17 protein-coding genes, 1 tRNA gene and 1 pseudogene are annotated in these 19,395 nt (G+C 53.1%); 9 read left to right on the plus strand and 10 right to left on the minus strand.

The window, feature by feature from the left end; all coding sequences use genetic code 11:
- Positions 1-90: 90 nt before the first annotated feature.
- From modC to modA, 3 genes are read right to left on the minus strand one after another with little or no spacing between them, the layout of a single operon-like run.
- The gene (gene modC / locus ACF8D4_RS06110; RefSeq protein WP_392464796.1) at positions 91-1,179 is read right to left on the minus strand and encodes a molybdenum ABC transporter ATP-binding protein ModC; all 1,089 of its coding nucleotides are present in this window, start codon (positions 1,177-1,179) and stop codon (positions 91-93) included.
- Positions 1,173-1,865, minus strand: a complete 693-nt coding sequence (gene modB, locus ACF8D4_RS06115; RefSeq protein ID WP_044733466.1) for a molybdate ABC transporter permease subunit — start codon at positions 1,863-1,865, stop codon at positions 1,173-1,175. Before modB ends, modC begins: the two co-directional genes overlap by 7 nt.
- A gap of 16 nt (positions 1,866-1,881) precedes the next feature.
- Positions 1,882-2,649, minus strand: a complete 768-nt coding sequence (gene modA, locus ACF8D4_RS06120) for a molybdate ABC transporter substrate-binding protein (protein ID WP_071237269.1) — start codon at positions 2,647-2,649, stop codon at positions 1,882-1,884.
- Positions 2,650-2,808: 159 nt separating this feature from the next.
- On the opposite strand from modA, the gene ACF8D4_RS06125 reads away from it, so the two are divergent.
- The 4 genes from ACF8D4_RS06125 to ACF8D4_RS06140 all read left to right on the plus strand — a co-directional run bounded on the left by ACF8D4_RS06125 (position 2,809) and on the right by ACF8D4_RS06140 (position 4,890).
- A complete protein-coding gene (locus ACF8D4_RS06125; protein WP_392464798.1) occupies positions 2,809-3,594 on the plus strand; it encodes a TOBE domain-containing protein in 786 nt (261 codons plus the stop codon).
- Between the two features lie 126 nt (positions 3,595-3,720).
- A complete protein-coding gene (greB, locus tag ACF8D4_RS06130; protein ID WP_025888206.1) occupies positions 3,721-4,215 on the plus strand; it encodes a transcription elongation factor GreB in 495 nt (164 codons plus the stop codon).
- A 129-nt stretch (positions 4,216-4,344) separates the two neighbouring features.
- Positions 4,345-4,650: an NINE protein gene (locus ACF8D4_RS06135; protein WP_025010806.1), complete on the plus strand. Its 306-nt coding sequence runs from the start codon at positions 4,345-4,347 to the stop codon at positions 4,648-4,650.
- Positions 4,651-4,659: 9 nt separating this feature from the next.
- Entirely contained in the window at positions 4,660-4,890 is a 231-nt protein-coding gene (locus tag ACF8D4_RS06140) for a TM2 domain-containing protein (protein WP_025010807.1), read from the plus strand.
- Positions 4,891-4,929: 39 nt separating this feature from the next.
- Here the strand turns inward: ACF8D4_RS06140 and ACF8D4_RS06145 are convergent, their stop codons facing one another.
- Positions 4,930-5,169 (minus strand): hypothetical protein, encoded by a 240-nt coding sequence (locus ACF8D4_RS06145; RefSeq protein ID WP_345871363.1) that lies wholly within the window; start codon positions 5,167-5,169, stop codon positions 4,930-4,932.
- A 287-nt stretch (positions 5,170-5,456) separates the two neighbouring features.
- Here ACF8D4_RS06145 and ACF8D4_RS06150 point away from each other — a divergent pair, with 287 nt between their 5' ends.
- On the plus strand, positions 5,457-6,431 hold the full coding sequence (locus ACF8D4_RS06150) for a hypothetical protein (RefSeq protein WP_052678961.1): 975 nt from the start codon (positions 5,457-5,459) through the stop codon (positions 6,429-6,431).
- 4 nt (positions 6,432-6,435) lie between these two features.
- Here the strand turns inward: ACF8D4_RS06150 and ACF8D4_RS06155 are convergent, their stop codons facing one another.
- The 6 genes from ACF8D4_RS06155 to plsB all read right to left on the minus strand — a co-directional run bounded on the left by ACF8D4_RS06155 (position 6,436) and on the right by plsB (position 14,801).
- Complete coding sequence (locus ACF8D4_RS06155) at positions 6,436-7,233, minus strand: VOC family protein (RefSeq protein ID WP_107111066.1); 798 nt, start codon at positions 7,231-7,233, stop codon at positions 6,436-6,438.
- Between the two features lie 391 nt (positions 7,234-7,624).
- Positions 7,625-8,701, minus strand: a complete 1,077-nt coding sequence (locus ACF8D4_RS06160) for a PepSY domain-containing protein (protein WP_115389562.1) — start codon at positions 8,699-8,701, stop codon at positions 7,625-7,627.
- A 15-nt stretch (positions 8,702-8,716) separates the two neighbouring features.
- A complete protein-coding gene (locus ACF8D4_RS06165; RefSeq protein ID WP_101058670.1) occupies positions 8,717-10,789 on the minus strand; it encodes a TonB-dependent siderophore receptor in 2,073 nt (690 codons plus the stop codon).
- 166 nt (positions 10,790-10,955) lie between these two features.
- Positions 10,956-11,029 (minus strand) — tRNA-Gly (locus ACF8D4_RS06170).
- Positions 11,030-11,127: 98 nt separating this feature from the next.
- On the minus strand, positions 11,128-12,375 hold the full coding sequence (gene mtr, locus ACF8D4_RS06175; RefSeq protein WP_028780849.1) for a tryptophan permease: 1,248 nt from the start codon (positions 12,373-12,375) through the stop codon (positions 11,128-11,130).
- Positions 12,375-14,801, minus strand: a complete 2,427-nt coding sequence (gene plsB / locus ACF8D4_RS06180; RefSeq protein WP_392464803.1) for a glycerol-3-phosphate 1-O-acyltransferase PlsB — start codon at positions 14,799-14,801, stop codon at positions 12,375-12,377. Before plsB ends, mtr begins: the two co-directional genes overlap by 1 nt.
- Before the next feature lie 265 nt (positions 14,802-15,066).
- On the opposite strand from plsB, the gene lexA reads away from it, so the two are divergent.
- The 4 genes and pseudogenes from lexA (at position 15,067) to ctaD (ending at position 19,394) form a co-directional block, all read left to right on the plus strand.
- Positions 15,067-15,687, plus strand: a complete 621-nt coding sequence (lexA, locus tag ACF8D4_RS06185) for a transcriptional repressor LexA (protein ID WP_025010814.1) — start codon at positions 15,067-15,069, stop codon at positions 15,685-15,687.
- Positions 15,684-16,175 (plus strand): cell division inhibitor SulA, encoded by a 492-nt coding sequence (locus ACF8D4_RS06190; protein WP_037475197.1) that lies wholly within the window; start codon positions 15,684-15,686, stop codon positions 16,173-16,175. The genes lexA and ACF8D4_RS06190 overlap by 4 nt, the downstream gene beginning before the upstream one ends.
- 468 nt (positions 16,176-16,643) lie before the next feature.
- A pseudogene (gene coxB / locus ACF8D4_RS06195) lies at positions 16,644-17,765 on the plus strand (cytochrome c oxidase subunit II); the annotation flags it as partial.
- A gap of 18 nt (positions 17,766-17,783) precedes the next feature.
- Positions 17,784-19,394, plus strand: coding sequence for a cytochrome c oxidase subunit I (gene ctaD, locus ACF8D4_RS06200; protein ID WP_025010816.1), 1,611 nt, complete (start codon positions 17,784-17,786; stop codon positions 19,392-19,394).
- The last annotated feature ends 1 nt before the right edge of the window (position 19,395 follow it).

Consider the following 19,395-nt stretch of genomic DNA (forward strand, 5'->3'; position numbering starts at 1 on the left):
TGAAAAAGTGGCCAAATATCTTAAATTTAGCCATTTTGATACCAAAAATCACCCGAGACTTTGTAACAGTAGTTGATCTTCTGTTGCACCTCAGTGAGAACGGGCCAAGTCGGCGGCCGTGAGGCTGACCCCTTTGATCTGGGCGAAGAGCGACATACCGGGCTGCAACGCCAGCTCCTCGAGGGCCCAGCGGGTAATATTGGCCCACAGCGGCATACCCGCCAGCCTCAGCCTGAGCTGCACATAGTCGCGGCTGTCGACCCGGCTCACCTCTTCCAGGGTTACCGGCAGGATATTGCGAATACTGCTGCCGCTCGGCACCTGCAGGCACACAGAGACTTGATTGCTGTGAACCCGCACCCGTATCGGCATATCCTGTTTGGGCAACAGTTCATTGACCCACAAGCTGTTGCCGTCAGCAAGCTGCAAACGTGTCATGGCATATTCGGGATGACTCTCGGCCACAGTGGCATGCAGCAAGGAGCTTTGTTCCTGAGCACTGAGCCAGGGTCTCAGCTCGTCACTGTCCCACACCTGTTCCAGCGGGCCGCTGAGGACGCAGCGGCCCTTGTCCAGCACCAGCATCTGATCCGCCAGTTGCAGGATCTCATCCAGACTGTGGCTGACATAGATAATCGGCAGCTTAAGTTCGGCGGTGAGCCTCTGTAAGTAGGGCAACAGCTCGAGCTTGCGCGGCAAGTCGAGCGATGCCAGCGGTTCATCCATCAAGAGGATCTCTGGGCGGGTCAGCAAGGCCCGGCCTATGGCGACCCGCTGCTTTTCCCCACCGGAGAGAGTGAAGGGAAAACGATCGAGCAGTTTCTCCAGCCCCAAGAGTTGTACCACGGTATCAAACTCGCGACTGTCTTTATCCTTGCGGCCATAATTGAGATTGCCGCGCACCCGATAGTGGGGAAACAACCTGGCATCCTGAAACACAAAGCCGGCGTTACGCCGCTCAGGTGGCAAGTTGATCTTCTTCTCTTTATGAAACAACCAGCGCTCTCCCAAGCGGATCTCACCGGCATCCGGCGTTGCCAGGCCACCGAGAATATTGACCAGCGAGGTCTTGCCGGCGCCCGAGCGGCCAAAGACGGCGCTGACCCCGGAGAGGGGTAATTCTGTGTCCACATCCAGCAGGGTTTGCCCCAGCTGTTGCCTGATAGCGATTTTCAGCATTGTCCCAGCGTCCTCTGTTGCGCCCGCTTGCTGAGCCATTGGGAGGCGATCAGCGAGGCCAGTGAAATCAATATCGCAATCACACACAGCCTGGCGGCCTGGGCTTCGGCGCCCGGGGTCTCGATAAAAGAGTACATGGCCAAGGGAATGGTGCGGGTTTCACCGGGTATGTTGGAAACAAAGGTAATGGTGGAGCCGAACTCCCCGAGGCTGCGGGCAAAGGCCAGCACCATGCCCGAGACTATGCCGGGCGCGGTCAGAGGCAAGCTGATGGTGAAGAAGACCTTGAGCCGGCCGGCGCCCAAGGTGCGCGCCGCCTGCTCCAGACGCACATCCACCCCTTCGAGCGCCTGACGAATGGCACGAACCATTAACGGGAATGACACCACCGCAGCTGCCAGTGCGGCGCCGCGCCAGCTGAAACTAAAGCTGAAGCCAAAAGTGTCATAGAGCCAGCCACCGAGAAAACCGCTGCGGCCCATGGAGACCAGCAACAAATACCCTATGACCACAGGTGGCAGCACCAGTGGCAGGTGGATCAGGCTATCGAGCACAGACTTGCCGGGGAACTCCAGCCGCGCCAGCACCCAGGCACACAAAATGCCAAGCGGCAGGCTGCAGAGCACGGCCACTGTGGACACCTTGAGACTGAGCAACAAGGCGGCCACTTCATAGTCGGTCAATATGCTCAAGGGCAAAATCTCAGTTTACGCCAAAGCCGTATTTGGCAAATACCGCCTTGGCAGCGTCAGACTGCAGGAATTGATAGAAACCTTCGGCGCCTTTACTGTGCTCTTTACCCACCAGTGCCATGGGATAGCTGATTGGTTTGTGAGTCTCTTGGGGGAATACCGCCAGCTGTTTTACCCCTTTGGCAACCTTGGCATCTGTGGAATAGACAATCCCCAGAGATGACTCGCCGCGTTCAACCAACGCCAAGGCGCCGCGAACACTATTGGCTCTGGCCAGCAGAGGTTCGGCCTGTTGCCACAAAGCTAAATTTTCCAGCGCCTGCTTGGCATAGCGACCGGCCGGCACATGATCTGGATCGCCAACCGCCATCCGACTGTTACCCAAAGCCTGTTTGAGATCCCAGGAAGCCGAGATTTCAACCTGGTTCAGCGCACTGCTTTTCGGCGCAATCAGCACCAGAGTGTTACGCAGCAGAGTGACCCGGCTGCCGGCGTCGATGGCCTTGTTTTCATCGAGATAGTCCATCCATTTCTGGTTGGCCGACAGAAACAGCTCAGCAGGCGCACCTTGGGCAATCTGCCGGGCCAGCGTCGAAGAGGAAGCAAAAGAGAACACGGTTTCAGTGTCATGCTTGCGGTCATATTCGGCGCCCAGTTCATTCATGGCATTGGTGAGTGAGGCGGCGGCAAAAACGGTAACTTTTTCCTTGGCACTGACGTTAAAGGCCAACAACAGCCCCAGAGCCAGGCTCAGGGCAGGACGGAACAGGGACTTCATAACGACTCCTTGATGAGATATATGCACTATTTGACACTGCCAACGTTATATACATAGTTATATAACGATAAGCAAGCCTGTGATCGTCAGTGAGTGATCCCTGTGGTCTTTATCAGCGCAATAAGGGAGAATAACCCCGACACTGATAAGGAATATGCCATGGATCTCAAAGCCCTGTTGACTCTCAACAATGCCGATAAACTGTTTGCCAATCCCAAACGAATTGCGCTGTTGAAGCAGATACGCATTACCGGCTCCATCAGCCAGGGAGCCAAACAGGCGGGCATCAGTTACAAGGCGGCCTGGGATGCGGTCAACGACATGAATCTGCAAGCCCCTCAGCCTGTGGTCAGCAGTGAAAAGGGCGGCAAGGGCGGTGGCGGCGCCAAGTTGACCGAGTTTGGCGAGCGTCTGCTGAAGCTCTACGAACTGATGGATCAGATGCAGGACATGGTGCTCAAGGCGCTGTTGGATGCGGCCGTTCCCATGGATAACCTGCTGGATCTGATGGCACACTTCTCGCTCAAGACCAGCGCCCGCAATCAACTGGCCGGTGAAGTTATTGCGCTCAAGGATGATTCTCTCAATGACAATGTCAGGGTCAAGTTGGCCGGTGGACAGGAGATAGATGCCGCCATCACCCATGCCAGCACTGACAAACTGGGGTTGCATATCGGCAAGAAGGTATTGCTGCTGTTCAAGGCTCCCGCTGTCAGTATCCACTCGCTGCAGCAGCCCCTCAGCAGTGGCAACCGCCTCAAAGGCCAGTTGTTGCAAATCAAACGCGATACCCAGCGCAGCGAAATTACCCTGGATATCGGCGGCAACGACCGCCTCTACGCTTCGGTATGTAACGACGGCATTGAGGGCTTGCCATTGGCTCTGGGCGATCATCTACAAGCCTGCTTCGAGCCGGGGCAGACACTCATCGCCTGTGTTAAATGACAAACAAAGGCATCCTGTTTATCCCATTGGCAAGAAGGCGCACTTGCAAGCACGCCTGAGTTCTGTAAATCTTCTGCATTATTGGCATCGGCGCCTGGCGCCATCAGCAGTTGACCGAATAAATCGATGAAAGCCCATTTGATTACCCGTAAGGGCTGGGAAGCCCTGGATAAAGAACTCAAATACCTGTGGAAGGAATACCGCCCCGAGATCACCCTAAAAGTGCAAGAGGCCGCGGCCCAGGGCGATCGCTCCGAAAACGCAGATTACACCTACAACAAACGCTTGTTGCGGCAGATAGATCGCCGAATCCGCTATCTGGTTAAACGCTTGGAAGAGTTGAAGATTGTTGACTACTCACCGCAGCAGGAAGGAAAGGTGTTCTTCGGTGCTTGGGTCGAACTGGAAAATGACCAGGGCACTGTGGTGCGCTACCGGATTGTCGGCAAGGACGAGATAGACACTAAGAAAGGCTATATCACTATAGATTCCCCTATGGCCAGGGCCCTCATAGGTAAACAGGTTGACGATGAAGTTCAGGTGCAAACTCCATCAGGGGTCAAAGAGTGGTACATCAATGTGATCCAATACCAAGCGTTTGAAACAGAAACGCCAGAATAATCTCAATTTAACATTTTGTTATTGATAAAAATCCCTTGAAAAGGGTAGACTCCACCTGTTTGGCTCGAAGATGTGCAGGGAGATGCCTGCCGGGCCAGATTATTCAGCTTTCAACAAAGGAACAAGGAAGTGCAGACTCTCAGCAAATCCGATAAGAGTTATGGCGTAGCCGTGTGTCTTTCAGGCATTTTCGGCATCTTGGGCATACATCACTTTTACTGTGGCCGTATACTCCATGGCCTGTTCGATCTCGGTCTGGCAATAGTAGGTATTACGCTTATTTCAACCGACGAACCTACGTTGGTATTCACCGGAATGGCGGTACTTGCAGTCGATATTATCCACACTGTGATAGTCACTTTTATGTTACTGGTGGGAAGCTACAAAGATGGGCAGGGTAAGCTGATCACTTACCCGGGACAAAAGTTAACTTAAGGACAAACAATGACAATCGAAAATGAGCAACTGAGCGACAAGGGTTTCGTTCCTACTCTGCTGCTGTGCTTCTTCCTGGGTGGCTTCGGCGTACACCGTTTTTACACCGGCAAAATCGGCACTGGTCTGCTGATGTTGGTGACTCTGGGTGGCCTGGGTATCTGGACTCTGATCGACTTCGTTCGTATCGCCATCGGTAGTTTCCGTGACTCCGAAGGCCGACTGATCAAGTCAGCCTGATCCCTGAATGCCAGTGGTGCAAGCCACTGGCATCCATACTCACTCCTGCGAAAGCACTCTTCCCTTACTTAGCATCTCTTCCGCTTCCTGGCGTTCTTGCTCCCTTTGTGCCTGGGTGGTACATCTTCTGATCGGCATTCTTGAACCTGTCACTGTGACTTTTTCACAGCGGTAACCATCACTGCGCTCCACATCTGCTTGAGCCTGCTGCGTTTCATTAGTATTGCTGCAAGCTCCCAGACAAAGCACCATAACCACTGCGGGAATACATCCTTTCATTAACTTTTTCCTGTAAAATTCTGCTGTCATTGCCAAACTACACAATTAATCGACAAGCAACAATTACGTTTCATTTGTCCAACAATGGCAAAGATACAAATTGGTGCGGCTTATTCGTTGCCAAAGCATCGACTATATTCGGCTATAGCGCGTTTTATCTGAATCTTGGCCCCAAAACCAAAGATCCATTTTTTAACATAAGTTGCGCGCCAAACCAGCATGGATACAAAGTGTCACATGGCAAAACTAAAATCCGCATGATGACAGTTTCACCCAAGAGGAATCTTATGACCCGCTTACTGATACTACTGCTGTGGCTGTTGCCTGTAGGCATAATGGCTGCACCATTTTCCGGTGAGTTGTTAATAGACAAGGCTTGTCCGCTGTTTCAATCGAAGAACAAGGGCACTAACCCCGGGCAGCTTTACAGCAGCCCAGGGCAGAGACTGGTGATAGTTGAGCGCCTCGGCCAAGACTCTCCCTCTTGGTTCAGGGTCAAGACCTCGGCGGTGCAATCACCACTGCGCTGGATTGCCGCCGATTGTGGCCAACTGCAAGCAGGCGCATTGCCTACTGAACCTCAAACCAAAAACGCCTGCAACCTGGCCGACAAATACGATAGCCATCTGCTGGCTCTGTCGTGGCAAAACGCCTTTTGCGAGTCAAGAGGTTCAAGTAAGGCCGAATGTCGCAGCCAGAGCGCCGATCGCTTCGATGCCAGTCATTTCAGCTTGCATGGCTTATGGCCCAATAAGCGTTCCTGCGGTATCAGCTATGGCTATTGCGGCAAGGTCAAACACAAGCCCGATAACTTCTGCGATTATCCCGCCATTGAGTTGAGTGAAGCCTTATCCCAACGCCTGGGGCGCGTGATGCCCAGTCACGCCTATGGCAGCTGCCTGGAGCGGCACGAATGGTGGAAACACGGCAGCTGCCGGGATGAAAGTGCCGAAGCTTATTTTTCATTGGCACTCAGGCTAACGACAGAGGTGAATCAGGCAACGCCCTTGCTTAATCTGCTGCAGCAAAATATCGGCGCAAAAATAGCGACCGCTTCTTTGAGACAAGCGTTTCAGCAGAGCTTCGGCCCAGAGAGCAACCACAAGCTGAGTCTTAAATGCCACCAGGGCATGCTGACCGAAATTCAACTCAGCCTTCCAGCCAAGATAGATAACAGCAATCTGAAGGCGCTGCTGGAGCAGGCGCCCAGAATTGCCCCAGGCAACTGTGGCAACTATATGCTCATCGATGCCGCCAACTGAGAGATTAGAGTGCCATTGTCAGCCGAATAATGCTGAATACAGCTCCCTGTGGGTCGTTGATCACCGCAAAGCGCCCCACATTGGGAATATCTGTTGGCGGCACACAAACCTTGCCGCCCAGTTCGGCCGCCCGACTGGCCATCACATCACAATCATCAACACTGAAATAGATCATCCAGTGGGGCGGCACATCGCCCCACTGCTCTGTCATTTCCAGCATGCCGCCAATGCCTTCATCACCACTCTCGCCATTGAGTAACCATTCTGTGTATTCAAAGTCGGCAGCGTTCTCGCTGCGGCGCATCTGCCAGTCGAACACCTTGGGATAAAAAGTTTTGGCCAGTTCGGATTGCCGACAGGCGAGCTCTACCCAGCACAGAGTATTGGCTTCCCATTTACGTCCGGCACCAGGATGTTCGACACCTTGCCAAACCGAAAAATGGGCCCCTTCCGGGTCAGTAAACAGGGCCATTTTACCTGCGCTGCCAACTTCATGAGGGCCCATCAGAAGCTGGCCTCCGGCGGAGCTGACAGCTTCGATACACGCATTAATATCCTCCACCGCGAAATAAACCGCCCAGTGGCTGGGAACACCCTGCTGCTGCAATTCGGCGGGCAATTGATACATGGCACCTATATCCTCATGGGCCTGCTGCAACATGGTATAGGCGCCTTCCGGCATGGGGATATCTTCGGCCTGCCAACCAAAGAGTCGACAATAAAAGTGCTTGGCACTATTCCAGTCCTGCGTCCCCAACTCGACCCAGCAGGGTTCACCATGTCTGTATGCTGTAATCTTCATTACCGATTCCCTTTCAATGTGAAGCTGTGGAGGCTGACCAAGGTCGGTTCCGTTTAAGGTAAACGCTAACAGAAATTATACCAAGCTGTATAGAAAGTGTTCGGCGAGAGGAAAGGGTTAAGCCGTCAAGATGTAAAAAAAGCCGTAGTCTGTTAGTTGGCATAAGCTTCTCCCTGTCACTCCTCCCTGAGCGACGCAGTGTGCCAACTAACAGACTACGGCGGAACAATGAGACTCGATATCTCGTGCGTAAAAAGGATGCAAAAGGGTAATGGACCAAGCCCACTTTGCAGACTCGATACTAAAGAAAGCCCCCTTGGGGGTCTATCAGACAAATCCCAAGGGGGCTTGGATTTATTCCCAACGAAGGGAGACTTTTTGGTGTAACGCCTTATCGGCAAGCTGTTCGCTTACGGCCCCGCACCCGGCTGCGCCACATCCAAAAACCGGACAGCGCCATCAAGCAGGGCAAGAAACCCAACAGACACCAAAGAATTCGGGTTGTCAGGCCACCAAAAGTGCCGTAGTGCAATGGTCTGAAACTATCGACAAACTGGTATAGCGTCCCGGCAGTACGGACATCAAAACTGCTGCTGAGCTTGCCGGTCTGATCGTCGAAACTGATGATGGAACCAAAACGGCTGCGCAGTGGCCCCTTGTTATATTGGTGACCAAAGAAGTGCACCCCCGGATAACTGGGGTCGGGTAAGCGTACATAGGTAGTGACAAACCCGGGCAACGCTTCTTGGGTGGCGGCCAGTATGGCATCGAAATCCAGCTCTGCATTGTAGTAGCGCTTGGTCAGCACAAACTGGCTGTCGTCGTGGCCTCCGAACTCTTCATCAATGAAGTGCTCTATGTTCCACCAGGCTCCGGTAAACCCCAGGATAAGGAAAACCGGCACACCGAGAATTCCCAACATTTTGTGGCCATCACTGAGCAGCAGACGTAAGCCGCGGCCAAACCTCAGGGTAAACAGAGTACGCCAAAAATGACGATGCAGAACTATGCCGCTGAGCCCAAGCAGGATCAGCAGCACTGACACCAATGCCGACAAGAGTAATCCCGCATGATCCAGCAGCAAGGTATAGTGCAGTTCAAGCAGCCAGTCGGTCAGCATATGTGTCATTGACATGGGCGGGCTGAGCAGTTGCCCCGTGGCGGGATCCAACCACAGCTTTTGCCACTCATAGCTGCCCATCTTGGCAACATAGAGACTATCGGCTTCCCCATTGGCGGCAAACTCCCAACCGAGTATTTCATGCTCAGGCAGAGCCTGATCCGCATGCTTCAGCAGTTGTCCGAAGCCCAGCCGGGAATCGGCGCTGGCCAGCACCTGTTCAGGGCTAAGCCAGGCATCCAATTCGGCCTTGAACACCAATAGGCTGCCACTGAGCGCTATGATAAACAGCGGCATAGCGACAATCAGCCCCAGCAGCCCATGCCATTTCCACAGGAATCTACGCATAACAGCAGGACTTCCTTACCAGTGAACACTCAGACTGAGCTTGAACTGGCGACCCTCGCCAGGCATAACCCGCAATAAGCTGTCAGAGCCGGAATAGTAATCTTCGTCCAGCAGATTGGTGACGATGAACTTGAGATCATAATCATCCCAGCTGTAGCCCAGATTGAGATCCACCAGAGTGTAAGCCGGCAGGAAGAAATCATCACCACTGTTCAATACCGACTGGGCGTTGCCCTGCTGCTTACCGTAGTGATTCACCCCGGCCGCCATACTCATGCCGGAAAGCACACCCTCATCTATGTTGTATTTGAGCCAGCCGCCCAAGGCATAACGGGGCACATTGGCAACCCAGTTGTCGTATTCGGCGTCCACCGCATGGGTATAAGCCGCATGACCGATAAACTGCAGCGAGTCGCTGACCAACCACTGCATGTCCAGTTCAGCCCCTTTACTGTTGAGTTCTCCGGAAGCTAGATAGGTAAAGTTACCACCTGCGTCCACATTGGCGATGGCGATATTTTTCTTGGTCAGATCATAGAGTGACAAGGTAGCATTGAGATCGCCATCGAGCGCCTTGGCCTTGAGGCCAACTTCCCACTGACTGCCCTCTTCCGGATCCAGCACTTTGCCATTGGTATCGACATAGGACTGAGGCGTGAAGGCTTCCGAGTAGCTGGCGAAGGCAACCCAATCGTCGTTGAAGGCGTAACTCAGCCCAGCTCGTGGACTGAGCTTATTCTCATATTCATCCACAGATGCTTGCTTGTATCTGTCGACCCTGGCCCCCAGCGTCATGCTCCAGTGGTCACCCCAGTCGATTTGATCCTGGAAATAGAGGCCGAAGATACGGTTTTCCACTTCTGATTCAGGGCCAAAGTTATTGAGTTCCTGATCCGGGAATACGCTGTAATCCGGATTATAGAGATTGATCACCGGGTACTGGCTGCCGAGGGCGCTGCGGGTCTTGAGATCCGACAGGAAAATATCCAGCCCTGTAGTAAAGGTATGCTCTGTATCCCCGAGATAGAAACTGCCATTAAAGCCACTGTCTATTGCCCATGTCTGCCACTGGGTTTGATAGCTGAACTTGTACAGTGTCATGTCACCGCTGGTTGCATCATAGCTGCTGGGATAATAGAGGTTATTCCAGTCGCTGGAGGCATCCTGATACCTGAGGTTCTGACGAAAACTGATGTTATCCGTCAGTTGATAGCGAAACTCATAGCCTATTCGGTAGGTTTCATCCTCTATGGTGCCGGGATCCTTGATATTACCGTAGAAGAGTTCTGAAGGCAGTTGCCCAAGCTCGGATGGCAACACTGTCCCCTGGGCAGGTAGTGGCATTCCGGGTTGATTGCTGTCCTTGGTGTAGCTGGTCAACAGGGTCAACATGGCTTTGTCACTCAGCTCGAAAGTGACGGATGGTGCAATAAAGACTCTATCCTGGCCATCGACATAATCCGTCTCATTGGCACCTTCCCGGTAGGTCAGCCCCAAACGACCATAGATATTGCCTTCTTCATTCAGCACTTGGTTGAGATCAGCATTCACTTCCCGATAGTCGTTGCTGCCAAGGCGTAAATCCAGATTGCCAAAGTCGCTACCGGTTGGCCTCTTGGTGACCAGGTTCACCATACCGGCTATGGCTCCCGAACCATAGAGGGTGGATGACGGGCCCTTCATCACTTCCAAGGTTTCCAGGTTGGATTGCTCGACGTTGGCCCCCAAGCCGTTATCATTCAGCCTGAGACCATCCAGATAGATCTCTTTCGAAGCATCGAAACCGCGGATCCGGAAATAGTCATATCCCTTGTAATAACCACCAGGTTGCACCCCGGCAACGTTCTTAAGCGAATCCTGCAGTAACACGGCGCCCTGCTCGTCGAGGAAATTCTTCGACAATATCTGAATGTTCTGCGGTGCCTTGAGCAGATTGAAATCACCCTTGGTAGTGGATGGGGAGGTGGCCTTTGTGGTCACGATAATCCTTTCGATACTGGTATCGGCGGCTTCCTCTGCACTCACTGCACTTGCCGACATCAGTGCCACAGTCAGCCCCGAGAGTATCGGTAAGCTGGATCTGGACATGGATTGAGATTTCCTTGGTTGAATGAATCAGCGCACGATACTAACACCAATGATAACGATTTGCGTTAACTTTAATTGGACAAACGTCAGTTAAGTGTAAAGTCGCCAAAAGGCTCACAAAGATACAAAAAGTAACAAAGGTAATCACAAGAAGGATGGGCGATTTTGGAGCGGGTGATGGGAATCGAACCCACGTATGCAGCTTGGGAAGCTGCCGTTCTACCATTGAACTACACCCGCACGAAATACTCGGCGTGGACGGTATAAATTACTGACTTTTATAGTCTTGTCAAGGTGGGGCTCTCTCATTCCCTTGAAAAAGAGAGCCGCTCCTCACTTCAGGAATACTTGGGTAACATGCCGGCCATGGCCAACAGATGGCAGGCGGCCGTCAGCACCCCAAACAGCACTACTATCGCTATCAAAGGCGTACCACCCGGTACGCGAAAACCCGGGTTATCGGCAAACTGTTGCCTTGAGCGCCAAGCCATCAAGGCCGGCACTATTACAGCCCAAACCGTGGCCGCCAAGGCAGCGAAGCCGATGGCTACCAGGAAACCATCTGGAAACAGCATACCTAGCAGAGTCGGAGGCAGAAAAGTCACCAGGGCGGTCTTGACCCTGCCGCTGCGACTGTCGTCAAAACCAAACAGATCTGCCAGATAGTCAAACAAGCCCAAGGTTACCCCAAGGAATGAAGACGCCACGGCCAGATTGGCAAACAGGGTGAGCATGGTGTTGAGCAGCGAGTTATCCATCACCTTGGACAAGGCGCCAACCAACACCCCCATATTGCCGCCCTGGGCAATAATGGCGCCGAATTCACCGCGGGAAATATTACCCATGGTTGCCACCAGCCAACACAGGTAGATAGCCAAGGCGATAAAGGTACCAACAAAAATCGCCTTGATTATGGTGCCCGGCTGTTTGCCGTAGTATTTCACCAGAGACGGCACATTGCCGTGATAACCAAAACTGGCCAGGCCGAAAGGAATGGCCGCCCACAGATATGAGCCATAGCTGCTCTCACCATTAGGTAGCAGTAGCTTACTGGTATCAACGCCGATCAACAGATTGCCTATCGCCAGAAAGAAGCTGATGATCATCCCTCCCAACATTATGGTAGTGATCCGATCCACGGCCTTGGTGCTGATAAGCACCACCAGCGCCAGCACCAGTGCAAACACCAAGGCGGCAAAACTCTGCGGCAGGCTGATATCCATACCTTCCAGGCTATGATTGACTATGGAGCCGCCACCACTGATATAGGCGTAAGTGAGAATATAGAGCACGAAGGTTATCGAAGCGCCGTTAAGCACCCGCCAAAACTGCCCCAGGGTCTCCTTGGTGAGGGTGTCAAAACTGGCGCCGGGTTCAAAATGCAGGTTGGTTTCCAGCAGCAGCAGCCCGGACATGAACATGCAAAACCACACCCCCAGCAGCATAAGCACAGAGTAGCCAAACCACATGCCGGCGCCTTCTACCGGCAGGGAAAACATCCCGGCACCGACTGTGGTCCCGGCGATGATCATGGCGCCGCCCAGCAAAGACGCCTTGGCAGGCGCCGCATTCATATGATTGGCCATCAGGCCTCCTGTTCGGCGGCGACGCTGTCGACTATGGTTTGCTTGACCTGTGGACGCAGCAGCTGGTTGGCATAATCCCGGGTTCGTTCTATATCATGGCGGGTATCTTCCTTGGTGAGATACCCCAGCTCTTTGAGCTTGATACTCAAGATGCCGTAGAGTTTCTTGTCGTAAAACTCGGGGGCCGTAATCCCATGCAGCGCGCCCAGACGACTGGCCAATTTATGGCTTTCGCGCTCCAAATCGCCACGCTCAATACCTGGGTGAGCGGCCAGTAAGTTAAAGATGATGGCGTAGCGCTGCAGGGTTTCGCTCATGGTTTCGGCCAACAGCGCCAGCGGGTTTATCCCGGCTTCCAGCACCCGGAAACCATTGGCTTCTTCGGCGACCAAACCTTTGGCAATGAAACGATCCAGCAGCTGATCGGCATAGGCACTGACATCAGCCTTACCCATAAACAGCTCGGCCTGCAGCAGAGGGTAGAAATCCTCAAGCACCGCCTGCATCTGAGCGCGGCGGCACTGCTCCAGGCGCACCAGGCAGCTGGCCAGCAAAGAAGGCACCATAAACAGGTGAATGATGTTGTTGCGATAGTAAGTCATGGTTACCGCAATCGACTCGTCGATTGAGATGATATCGCCCAGTTCATCTTCCTGAACCGTGAACTTATTCAGCTCCAGACCTTGTTGCAGCAACTGCTTACCGTCGCCCTCAGCTACAGAAGTATACTGGGTATATGGCACTTCCTTGAGCAGATCCAGATACAAGTCCAACTGACGTTCCAACTGGCTTCGCTCCAGCGCATTCTGCTCTGATGACAAGAGTACCAGGCTGGTAAGAGTCACGGCGCTGGCTGCGGCGGCATCGTTGATATGAGTCATCACCCTATTGGCCAGAGTATTAACCGCCGGGGTCAGCCAGCTGGGTTTCTGCTCAGGATCGGCCGCCACTTCTTCGCGCCAGTTGGGCGCCGCTTCACTGAGGAAATTCTGCAGCGTCACAGGCTCACCAAAGTTCACATAACCCTGACCGAAATTGCCCAGCTTACGCAAGGCGCCAACCACCTGCCAAACAGATTCTTTCTGCTTCTTCTTGCCGCTGAGTTCTTTGTGGTAAGTGGCCACTTCCATGACATGGTCGTAGCCCAGGTACACGGGCACCAGAGTCACCGGCCGTTCAATGCCTCGCAGCACAGAGTTGACTGTCATCGCCAGCATTCCTGTCTTGGGTGACAACAGCCGCCCGGTACGGGAGCGGCCACCTTCGGTGAAGTATTCAACCGAATAGCCTTTGGCAAACAGCTGATCCAGATACTCGCGGAACACAGCGGTATAGAGCTTGTTACCGTTGAAGCTGCGGCGGATGAAGAAAGCACCACCACGGCGGAACATGGGCCCGGCGGGCCAGAAGTTCAAGTTGATACCGGCGGCTATGTGGGGCGGAACCATACCCTGAAAATAGAGAATATAGGAGAGCAGCAGGTAATCCATATGACTGCGGTGGCAAGGCACATAAACTATCTCATGGCCATCGTGGTGCAGCTGGCGTATCTGCTCGGCGCCCTTGATGTTGATCCCCTTGTAGAGCTTGTTCCACAACCAGGTGAGGATCCGCTCGGCAATACGCACCAGGCTGTCTGAATAGTGGGCGGCAATCTCATCGAGATATTCTTCCGCCATCTCCCGGGCTCTGGCCTCGGGGATCTTCTTGGCAGCGGCCTCTTCTTTAATCGCCTTTTTCAGCGTTTCCGAGCGCAGCAACTCATTGAACAGAGCCTGACGGTTGGGCAGCACGGGTCCTGTCATCACCTTGCGTTGCCGGCGGAAATGTACCCTGGCCACCCGTGACAACTTATGGGCAATAGCCTTGTCGGTCCCATGTTCATCGGCCATCAGCCGCAACGACACGGCATTGGAAAACTGCACAAAGTTGTCGCGCCCCAGGAACAGGATCATCAGAAACTTGCGCAGCCAAGTGGGATTTTCCCGCTCAAATACGGCGGCACGCATGCTGTCATCTTCCTTACCCGGAGTGCGGCCCCAATAGAGGCTCACTGGCACCAATTGAATATCCAGTTGTGGATTGGCCTGATGCAGGTTCAGCAGAGAAGTGAAACAGCTGAGAAATGGCTTGTTGCTCTTGCGCTTGCCGAATAGGGGCTTGGCTCCTTCCAGGCAGACGACTCGGGGAACGGTAATATCATCAACCTTGAGTGCCTCATAAGGACAAGGCAAACCAAACTTACGGGTGACTTCCGCCAATGCCGCAATATCACTGACAGATTCCGTCTTCATTACATAGGCCATCGGCTTGGCCGGATCCAGGTTCAAATCGGCGAAAGGATCCTGAGGCACCACAGTGGTATGCACCAGCTTGCTTTGGAGCCAGCGAAGAGATTTAAACCAGAATGAATCTTGTTTGGACATGTTTTTTCAGTGTCTGAGCCACAATCAATAGCCCAATAGAATACCAGAATTTCCTGAACCTTAGCTAGGGAAGGTGCGAACCGGCCCCGGCAGTTCCTCTGGCCAATGCCTTGAACTCCCCATGCTGCATCAGACAAGCCGTTAAAACCAAAGCACCGAATGGCTTACTTATCCGCTCCCTAAAAGTTTCAATTTTGGTTAATACTTGCACTGACAAAAATACTGTATATACTGACAGGTACTGTATGAAAAAACAGGAATCACCATGAGACCACTGACACCGCGCCAGGCACAGATTCTGGAACTGATTAAACGCAATATAGCCGACACCGGCATGCCGCCAACCCGGGCCGAAATTGCCACCCGGCTGGGCTTCAAGAGCGCCAATGCCGCCGAGGAACACCTCAAGGCATTGGCCAAGAAAGGCTGTATTGAGATCATGCCAGGCACCTCTCGTGGTATTCGCCTGCCTCATGATGAACAAGCGGAGTCAGAAACAGGCTTGCCCCTGATTGGTCAGGTTGCCGCCGGTGAACCCATACTGGCTCAGGAACACGTTGAGCAGTATTACCAGGTCGACCCTGGCATGTTCCACCCCAATGCCGACTTTCTGCTACGGGTACGCGGCGACAGCATGAAGAACATAGGTATTCTCGAAGGTGATCTCCTGGCGGTTCACAAGGTACAGGAAGCCCGTAACGGTCAAGTCGTGGTGGCCAGGGTTGAAGACGATGTAACTGTGAAACGCTTTGAAAAGAAAGGTAATGTGGTTTATCTACATGCCGAGAACGAGGCTTACTCCCCAATCAAAGTCGACCTGACTTTCCAGCCATTGACCATTGAAGGACTGGCGGTAGGGATAATACGCAATGGAGACTGGCTATGAGCATAATGACTGGCAACGCCCCAAGACACCCAGGCCTGTGGACAGACACCGGTATTGCCGGCAATCAGCCTTGGCAACATACCGGTATCTCCAGCTTGGCCAGCCATAGCCAGGGACGTCAGGAATTATTGCGCCTCTGCCCTCAATTGGCGCAATTGAGTCAACAGGGACGCTGGATAGTCTTGATTAACGCCCCGGCCAGCATAGGTTACAAAGAAACCTTAGCAAGGGCCGGTGTCAGAATGGATAGAGTACTCTTGGTGCGCACCAAGGATGAAGTAGAAGCCTTGTGGGCAACGGAAAGAGCCCTGACCAACGGCACCTCCAGTGCAGTGATCAGTTGGATAGACAGCCTGGATGCCCGTGATAACCGCCGATTGCAGCTGGTCGCCCGTAACGCCAGAGCCATGGGCATAGTGTTGGAAACGGGACAGCAGGCGAAAGAGGTGGATAACCACCTCAACGAACTTACCCACTCCATCCATTGATTGTGTTTAAAGGCCATCCCTGGGATGGCCTTTTTTCTGTGCCTTTTTGGTGCAATGCCTTCCCCTGTCAATCGGCGGCAAACCGCGCAGCTCTGCTACTCACACAGAATTCACCTCTGGATTAACAGACGCTTTTTTTTCATATAGTTAGAAAACATCGTGATCTTGATCAATATTTAATCTACAAGTAATGTAAGAACAACGATTGTGTTATCTCCATGCAATTCGTCGTAGGTTGACCGCCCCATTTCGATTCATAGCGAGTGGTGCCGTCGCCGGAAATGCTGAGTATATTCAGCGGTAAGTGCAACAGTGGTCACCACCTGTATACCTAGAGCTAAGTGAAACCGCCGCCGCACTTTGAAGTCATCGTTGCTTTTTTGGGAACTGAAGAGTTTGCATAGAGCAAAGACTTACTGTGTGACTCTTCTTTGTAGTTGCGAATGCAATTGACAGAGGAGATGTCTTGTGAAGCAATGGCTGTGTGTTTTGCTGACCTTGTTGTGCGTCAGCTTGTTGTCTCCAGGCGCTCAGGCAGATATGCCCTTGAATATGACTCAAGGGGTAACTGAGATCAGTGGCAAGGTGTATCACCTGCACATGATCATTCTTTATATCTGTTGCGCCATAGGTTTGGTCGTATTCGGCGTGATGATCTACGCCATGATCAACCATAGGAAGTCCAAAGGGGCAGTCGCGTCCCAATTCCATGAAAGTACCAAGGTAGAAATTGCCTGGACGCTTATCCCCTTTTTAATCCTGATCCTGATGGCAATCCCCGCAACCAAAACGCTGATTGCCATGGAAGATCCCAGTGATGCCGACTTGACGGTCAAGATCACCGGCTCGCAATGGAAATGGCACTACAGCTATTTCGGCGAAGACATCGACTTCTTCAGCATATTGGCAACGCCGAGATCCCAGATAGAAGGCCAGGAAGCCAAGGGCGAGCACTACTTACTTGAAGTCGACAAGCCTTTGGTATTGCCCATCAATCGCAAAGTCCGATTCCTGATGACCTCAGATGATGTGATCCACTCCTGGTGGGTGCCCGCCTTTGCCGTCAAAAAAGACGCCAATCCCGGTTTTATTAACGAAGCCTGGACCCGGGTGGACAAACCGGGGATCTACCGCGGCCAATGTGCCGAGCTTTGCGGTAAAGACCACGGCTTTATGCCGATTGTGGTGAAGGTACTGGCAGAAGATGAGTTTGACGCCTGGATGGCGGAGCAGAAACAAGCCGCGGCTACGGCCGCCGAAGAAGCTCAGGCGGCCCTCAGTGAGACCATGAGCCATGATGAGGCCATGGCGCTTGGCGAACAGATCTATATGGCGCGTTGCGCCGCCTGTCATCAGCCCAACGGCGCCGGACTTCAAGGGGTGTTCCCGGCGCTCAAGGGCAGTGCTATTGCCATAGGCCCAATGGCTGCCCATCTGGACATAGTGATCCATGGCAAGACAGGCACCGCCATGCAGGCCTTCGGCAAACAGATAACCGCCAAGGAACTGGCTGCTGTGGTGACCTATGAGCGTAATGCCTGGGGCAATAATACAGGCGACACAGTGCAAGCCGCCGACGTCAATAACCACGGGCAGTAGGGGGAGAAGATGAACTCATTCAGTCAAGATGCCGAAGCCGGCGTTCAGGAAATCGCTGAACAGGAACACCAGCATCATCACGCCCCCAAGGGGATCATGCGCTGGTTGCTGACCACCAACCATAAAGACATAGGCACACTCTATCTCTGGTTCAGCTTCATCATGTTCCTGATAGGGGGCGCCATGGCCATGGTGATCCGTGCTGAGCTATTCCAGCCCGGATTGCAACTGGTCGAACCCAACTTCTTTAACCAAATGACCACAGTTCATGGCCTTATCATGGTTTTTGGCGCCGTGATGCCGGCCTTTACCGGTCTGGCCAACTGGTTGATCCCCATGATGATAGGTGCGCCGGATATGGCGCTGCCGCGGATGAACAACTGGAGCTTCTGGATTTTGCCCTTCGCCTTCCTGATCCTGCTTAGCTCATTGTTTATGGAAGGTGGCGGCCCCAATTTTGGCTGGACCTTCTATGCCCCATTGTCGACAACTTATAGCGCCGACAGTACAGCCTTGTTTGTTTTTTCAATACATATCATGGGGATAAGCTCAATTATGGGGGCTATCAACGTGATAGTCACCATAGTGAATCTGCGCGCACCTGGCATGAACTGGATGAAGCTGCCCCTGTTCGTCTGGACCTGGCTTATCACCGCCTTCCTTCTGATAGCCGTTATGCCTGTATTAGCCGGGGCTGTGACCATGGTACTCACAGACAAATTCTTCGGCACCAGCTTCTTCGATGCCGCCGGCGGCGGAGATCCTGTGATGTTCCAGCATATTTTCTGGTTCTTCGGCCACCCCGAGGTGTACATAATGATATTGCCGTCATTCGGCATCATCTCGGCCATCATTCCGGCATTCAGTCGCAAGCCTTTGTTTGGCTACGCCTCAATGGTCTACGCCACCGCCAGCATCGCGATCCTCTCCTTCCTGGTGTGGGCACATCACATGTTCACCACAGGTATGCCTGTCTTTGCCGAACTCTTCTTTATGTACTGCACCATGCTGATTGCCGTGCCAACCGGGGTCAAGGTATTCAACTGGGTTGCCACCATGTGGCGGGGATCCATCAGCTTTGAAGCCCCTATGATGTTCGCTTGTGCCTTTATTATTCTCTTCACCATAGGCGGCTTCTCCGGCCTGATGTTGGCAATCACCCCAGCCGACTTCCAATACCATGACACTTACTTTGTGGTTGCCCATTTTCATTATGTGCTGGTCACCGGCGCCATCTTCTCCATCATGGCCGCCGCCTATTACTGGCTACCCAAGTGGACCGGGCATATGTACAGCGAGACCTTGGCCAAGTGGCATTTCTGGTGCTCGGTCATTTCGGTCAATGTGTTGTTCTTCCCGATGCATTTCCTCGGGCTGGCCGGTATGCCCAGACGCATCCCCGACTACTCGGTGCAGTTTGCCGATGTCAATCAGATTGTCTCCATTGGCGGTTTTGCCTTTGGCCTGTCACAGCTGATATTTCTGGTACTGGTGATCAAGTGTATTCGTGGTGGCGCCCAGGCTCCGGCCAAACCTTGGGAAGGAGCCCAGGGGCTTGAGTGGACACTCCCAAGTCCGGCGCCTTATCACACCTTCAGCACTCCGCCGGAGATTAAGTGAT

The sequence above is a fragment of the Shewanella sp. YQ_9 genome (assembly GCF_043103185.1).
GTDB lineage: Bacteria > Pseudomonadota > Gammaproteobacteria > Enterobacterales > Shewanellaceae > Shewanella > Shewanella algae.

What these genes read in the sequence shown, in the direction of transcription:
- modC (WP_392464796.1), bottom strand. Translation starts at nt 1,179, where the DNA reads ATGCTGAAAATCGCTATCAGGCAACAGCTGGGGCAAACCCTGCTGGAT.
- modA (WP_071237269.1), bottom strand. Translation starts at nt 2,649, where the DNA reads ATGAAGTCCCTGTTCCGTCCTGCCCTGAGCCTGGCTCTGGGGCTGTTG.
- ACF8D4_RS06125 (WP_392464798.1), top strand. Translation starts at nt 2,809, where the DNA reads ATGGATCTCAAAGCCCTGTTGACTCTCAACAATGCCGATAAACTGTTT.
- greB (WP_025888206.1), top strand. Translation starts at nt 3,721, where the DNA reads ATGAAAGCCCATTTGATTACCCGTAAGGGCTGGGAAGCCCTGGATAAA.
- ACF8D4_RS06140 (WP_025010807.1), top strand. Translation starts at nt 4,660, where the DNA reads ATGACAATCGAAAATGAGCAACTGAGCGACAAGGGTTTCGTTCCTACT.
- ACF8D4_RS06145 (WP_345871363.1), bottom strand. Translation starts at nt 5,169, where the DNA reads ATGAAAGGATGTATTCCCGCAGTGGTTATGGTGCTTTGTCTGGGAGCT.
- ACF8D4_RS06150 (WP_052678961.1), top strand. Translation starts at nt 5,457, where the DNA reads ATGACCCGCTTACTGATACTACTGCTGTGGCTGTTGCCTGTAGGCATA.
- ACF8D4_RS06155 (WP_107111066.1), bottom strand. Translation starts at nt 7,233, where the DNA reads ATGAAGATTACAGCATACAGACATGGTGAACCCTGCTGGGTCGAGTTG.
- ACF8D4_RS06160 (WP_115389562.1), bottom strand. Translation starts at nt 8,701, where the DNA reads ATGCGTAGATTCCTGTGGAAATGGCATGGGCTGCTGGGGCTGATTGTC.
- ACF8D4_RS06165 (WP_101058670.1), bottom strand. Translation starts at nt 10,789, where the DNA reads ATGTCCAGATCCAGCTTACCGATACTCTCGGGGCTGACTGTGGCACTG.
- mtr (WP_028780849.1), bottom strand. Translation starts at nt 12,375, where the DNA reads ATGGCCAATCATATGAATGCGGCGCCTGCCAAGGCGTCTTTGCTGGGC.
- plsB (WP_392464803.1), bottom strand. Translation starts at nt 14,801, where the DNA reads ATGTCCAAACAAGATTCATTCTGGTTTAAATCTCTTCGCTGGCTCCAA.
- lexA (WP_025010814.1), top strand. Translation starts at nt 15,067, where the DNA reads ATGAGACCACTGACACCGCGCCAGGCACAGATTCTGGAACTGATTAAA.
- ACF8D4_RS06190 (WP_037475197.1), top strand. Translation starts at nt 15,684, where the DNA reads ATGAGCATAATGACTGGCAACGCCCCAAGACACCCAGGCCTGTGGACA.
- ctaD (WP_025010816.1), top strand. Translation starts at nt 17,784, where the DNA reads ATGAACTCATTCAGTCAAGATGCCGAAGCCGGCGTTCAGGAAATCGCT.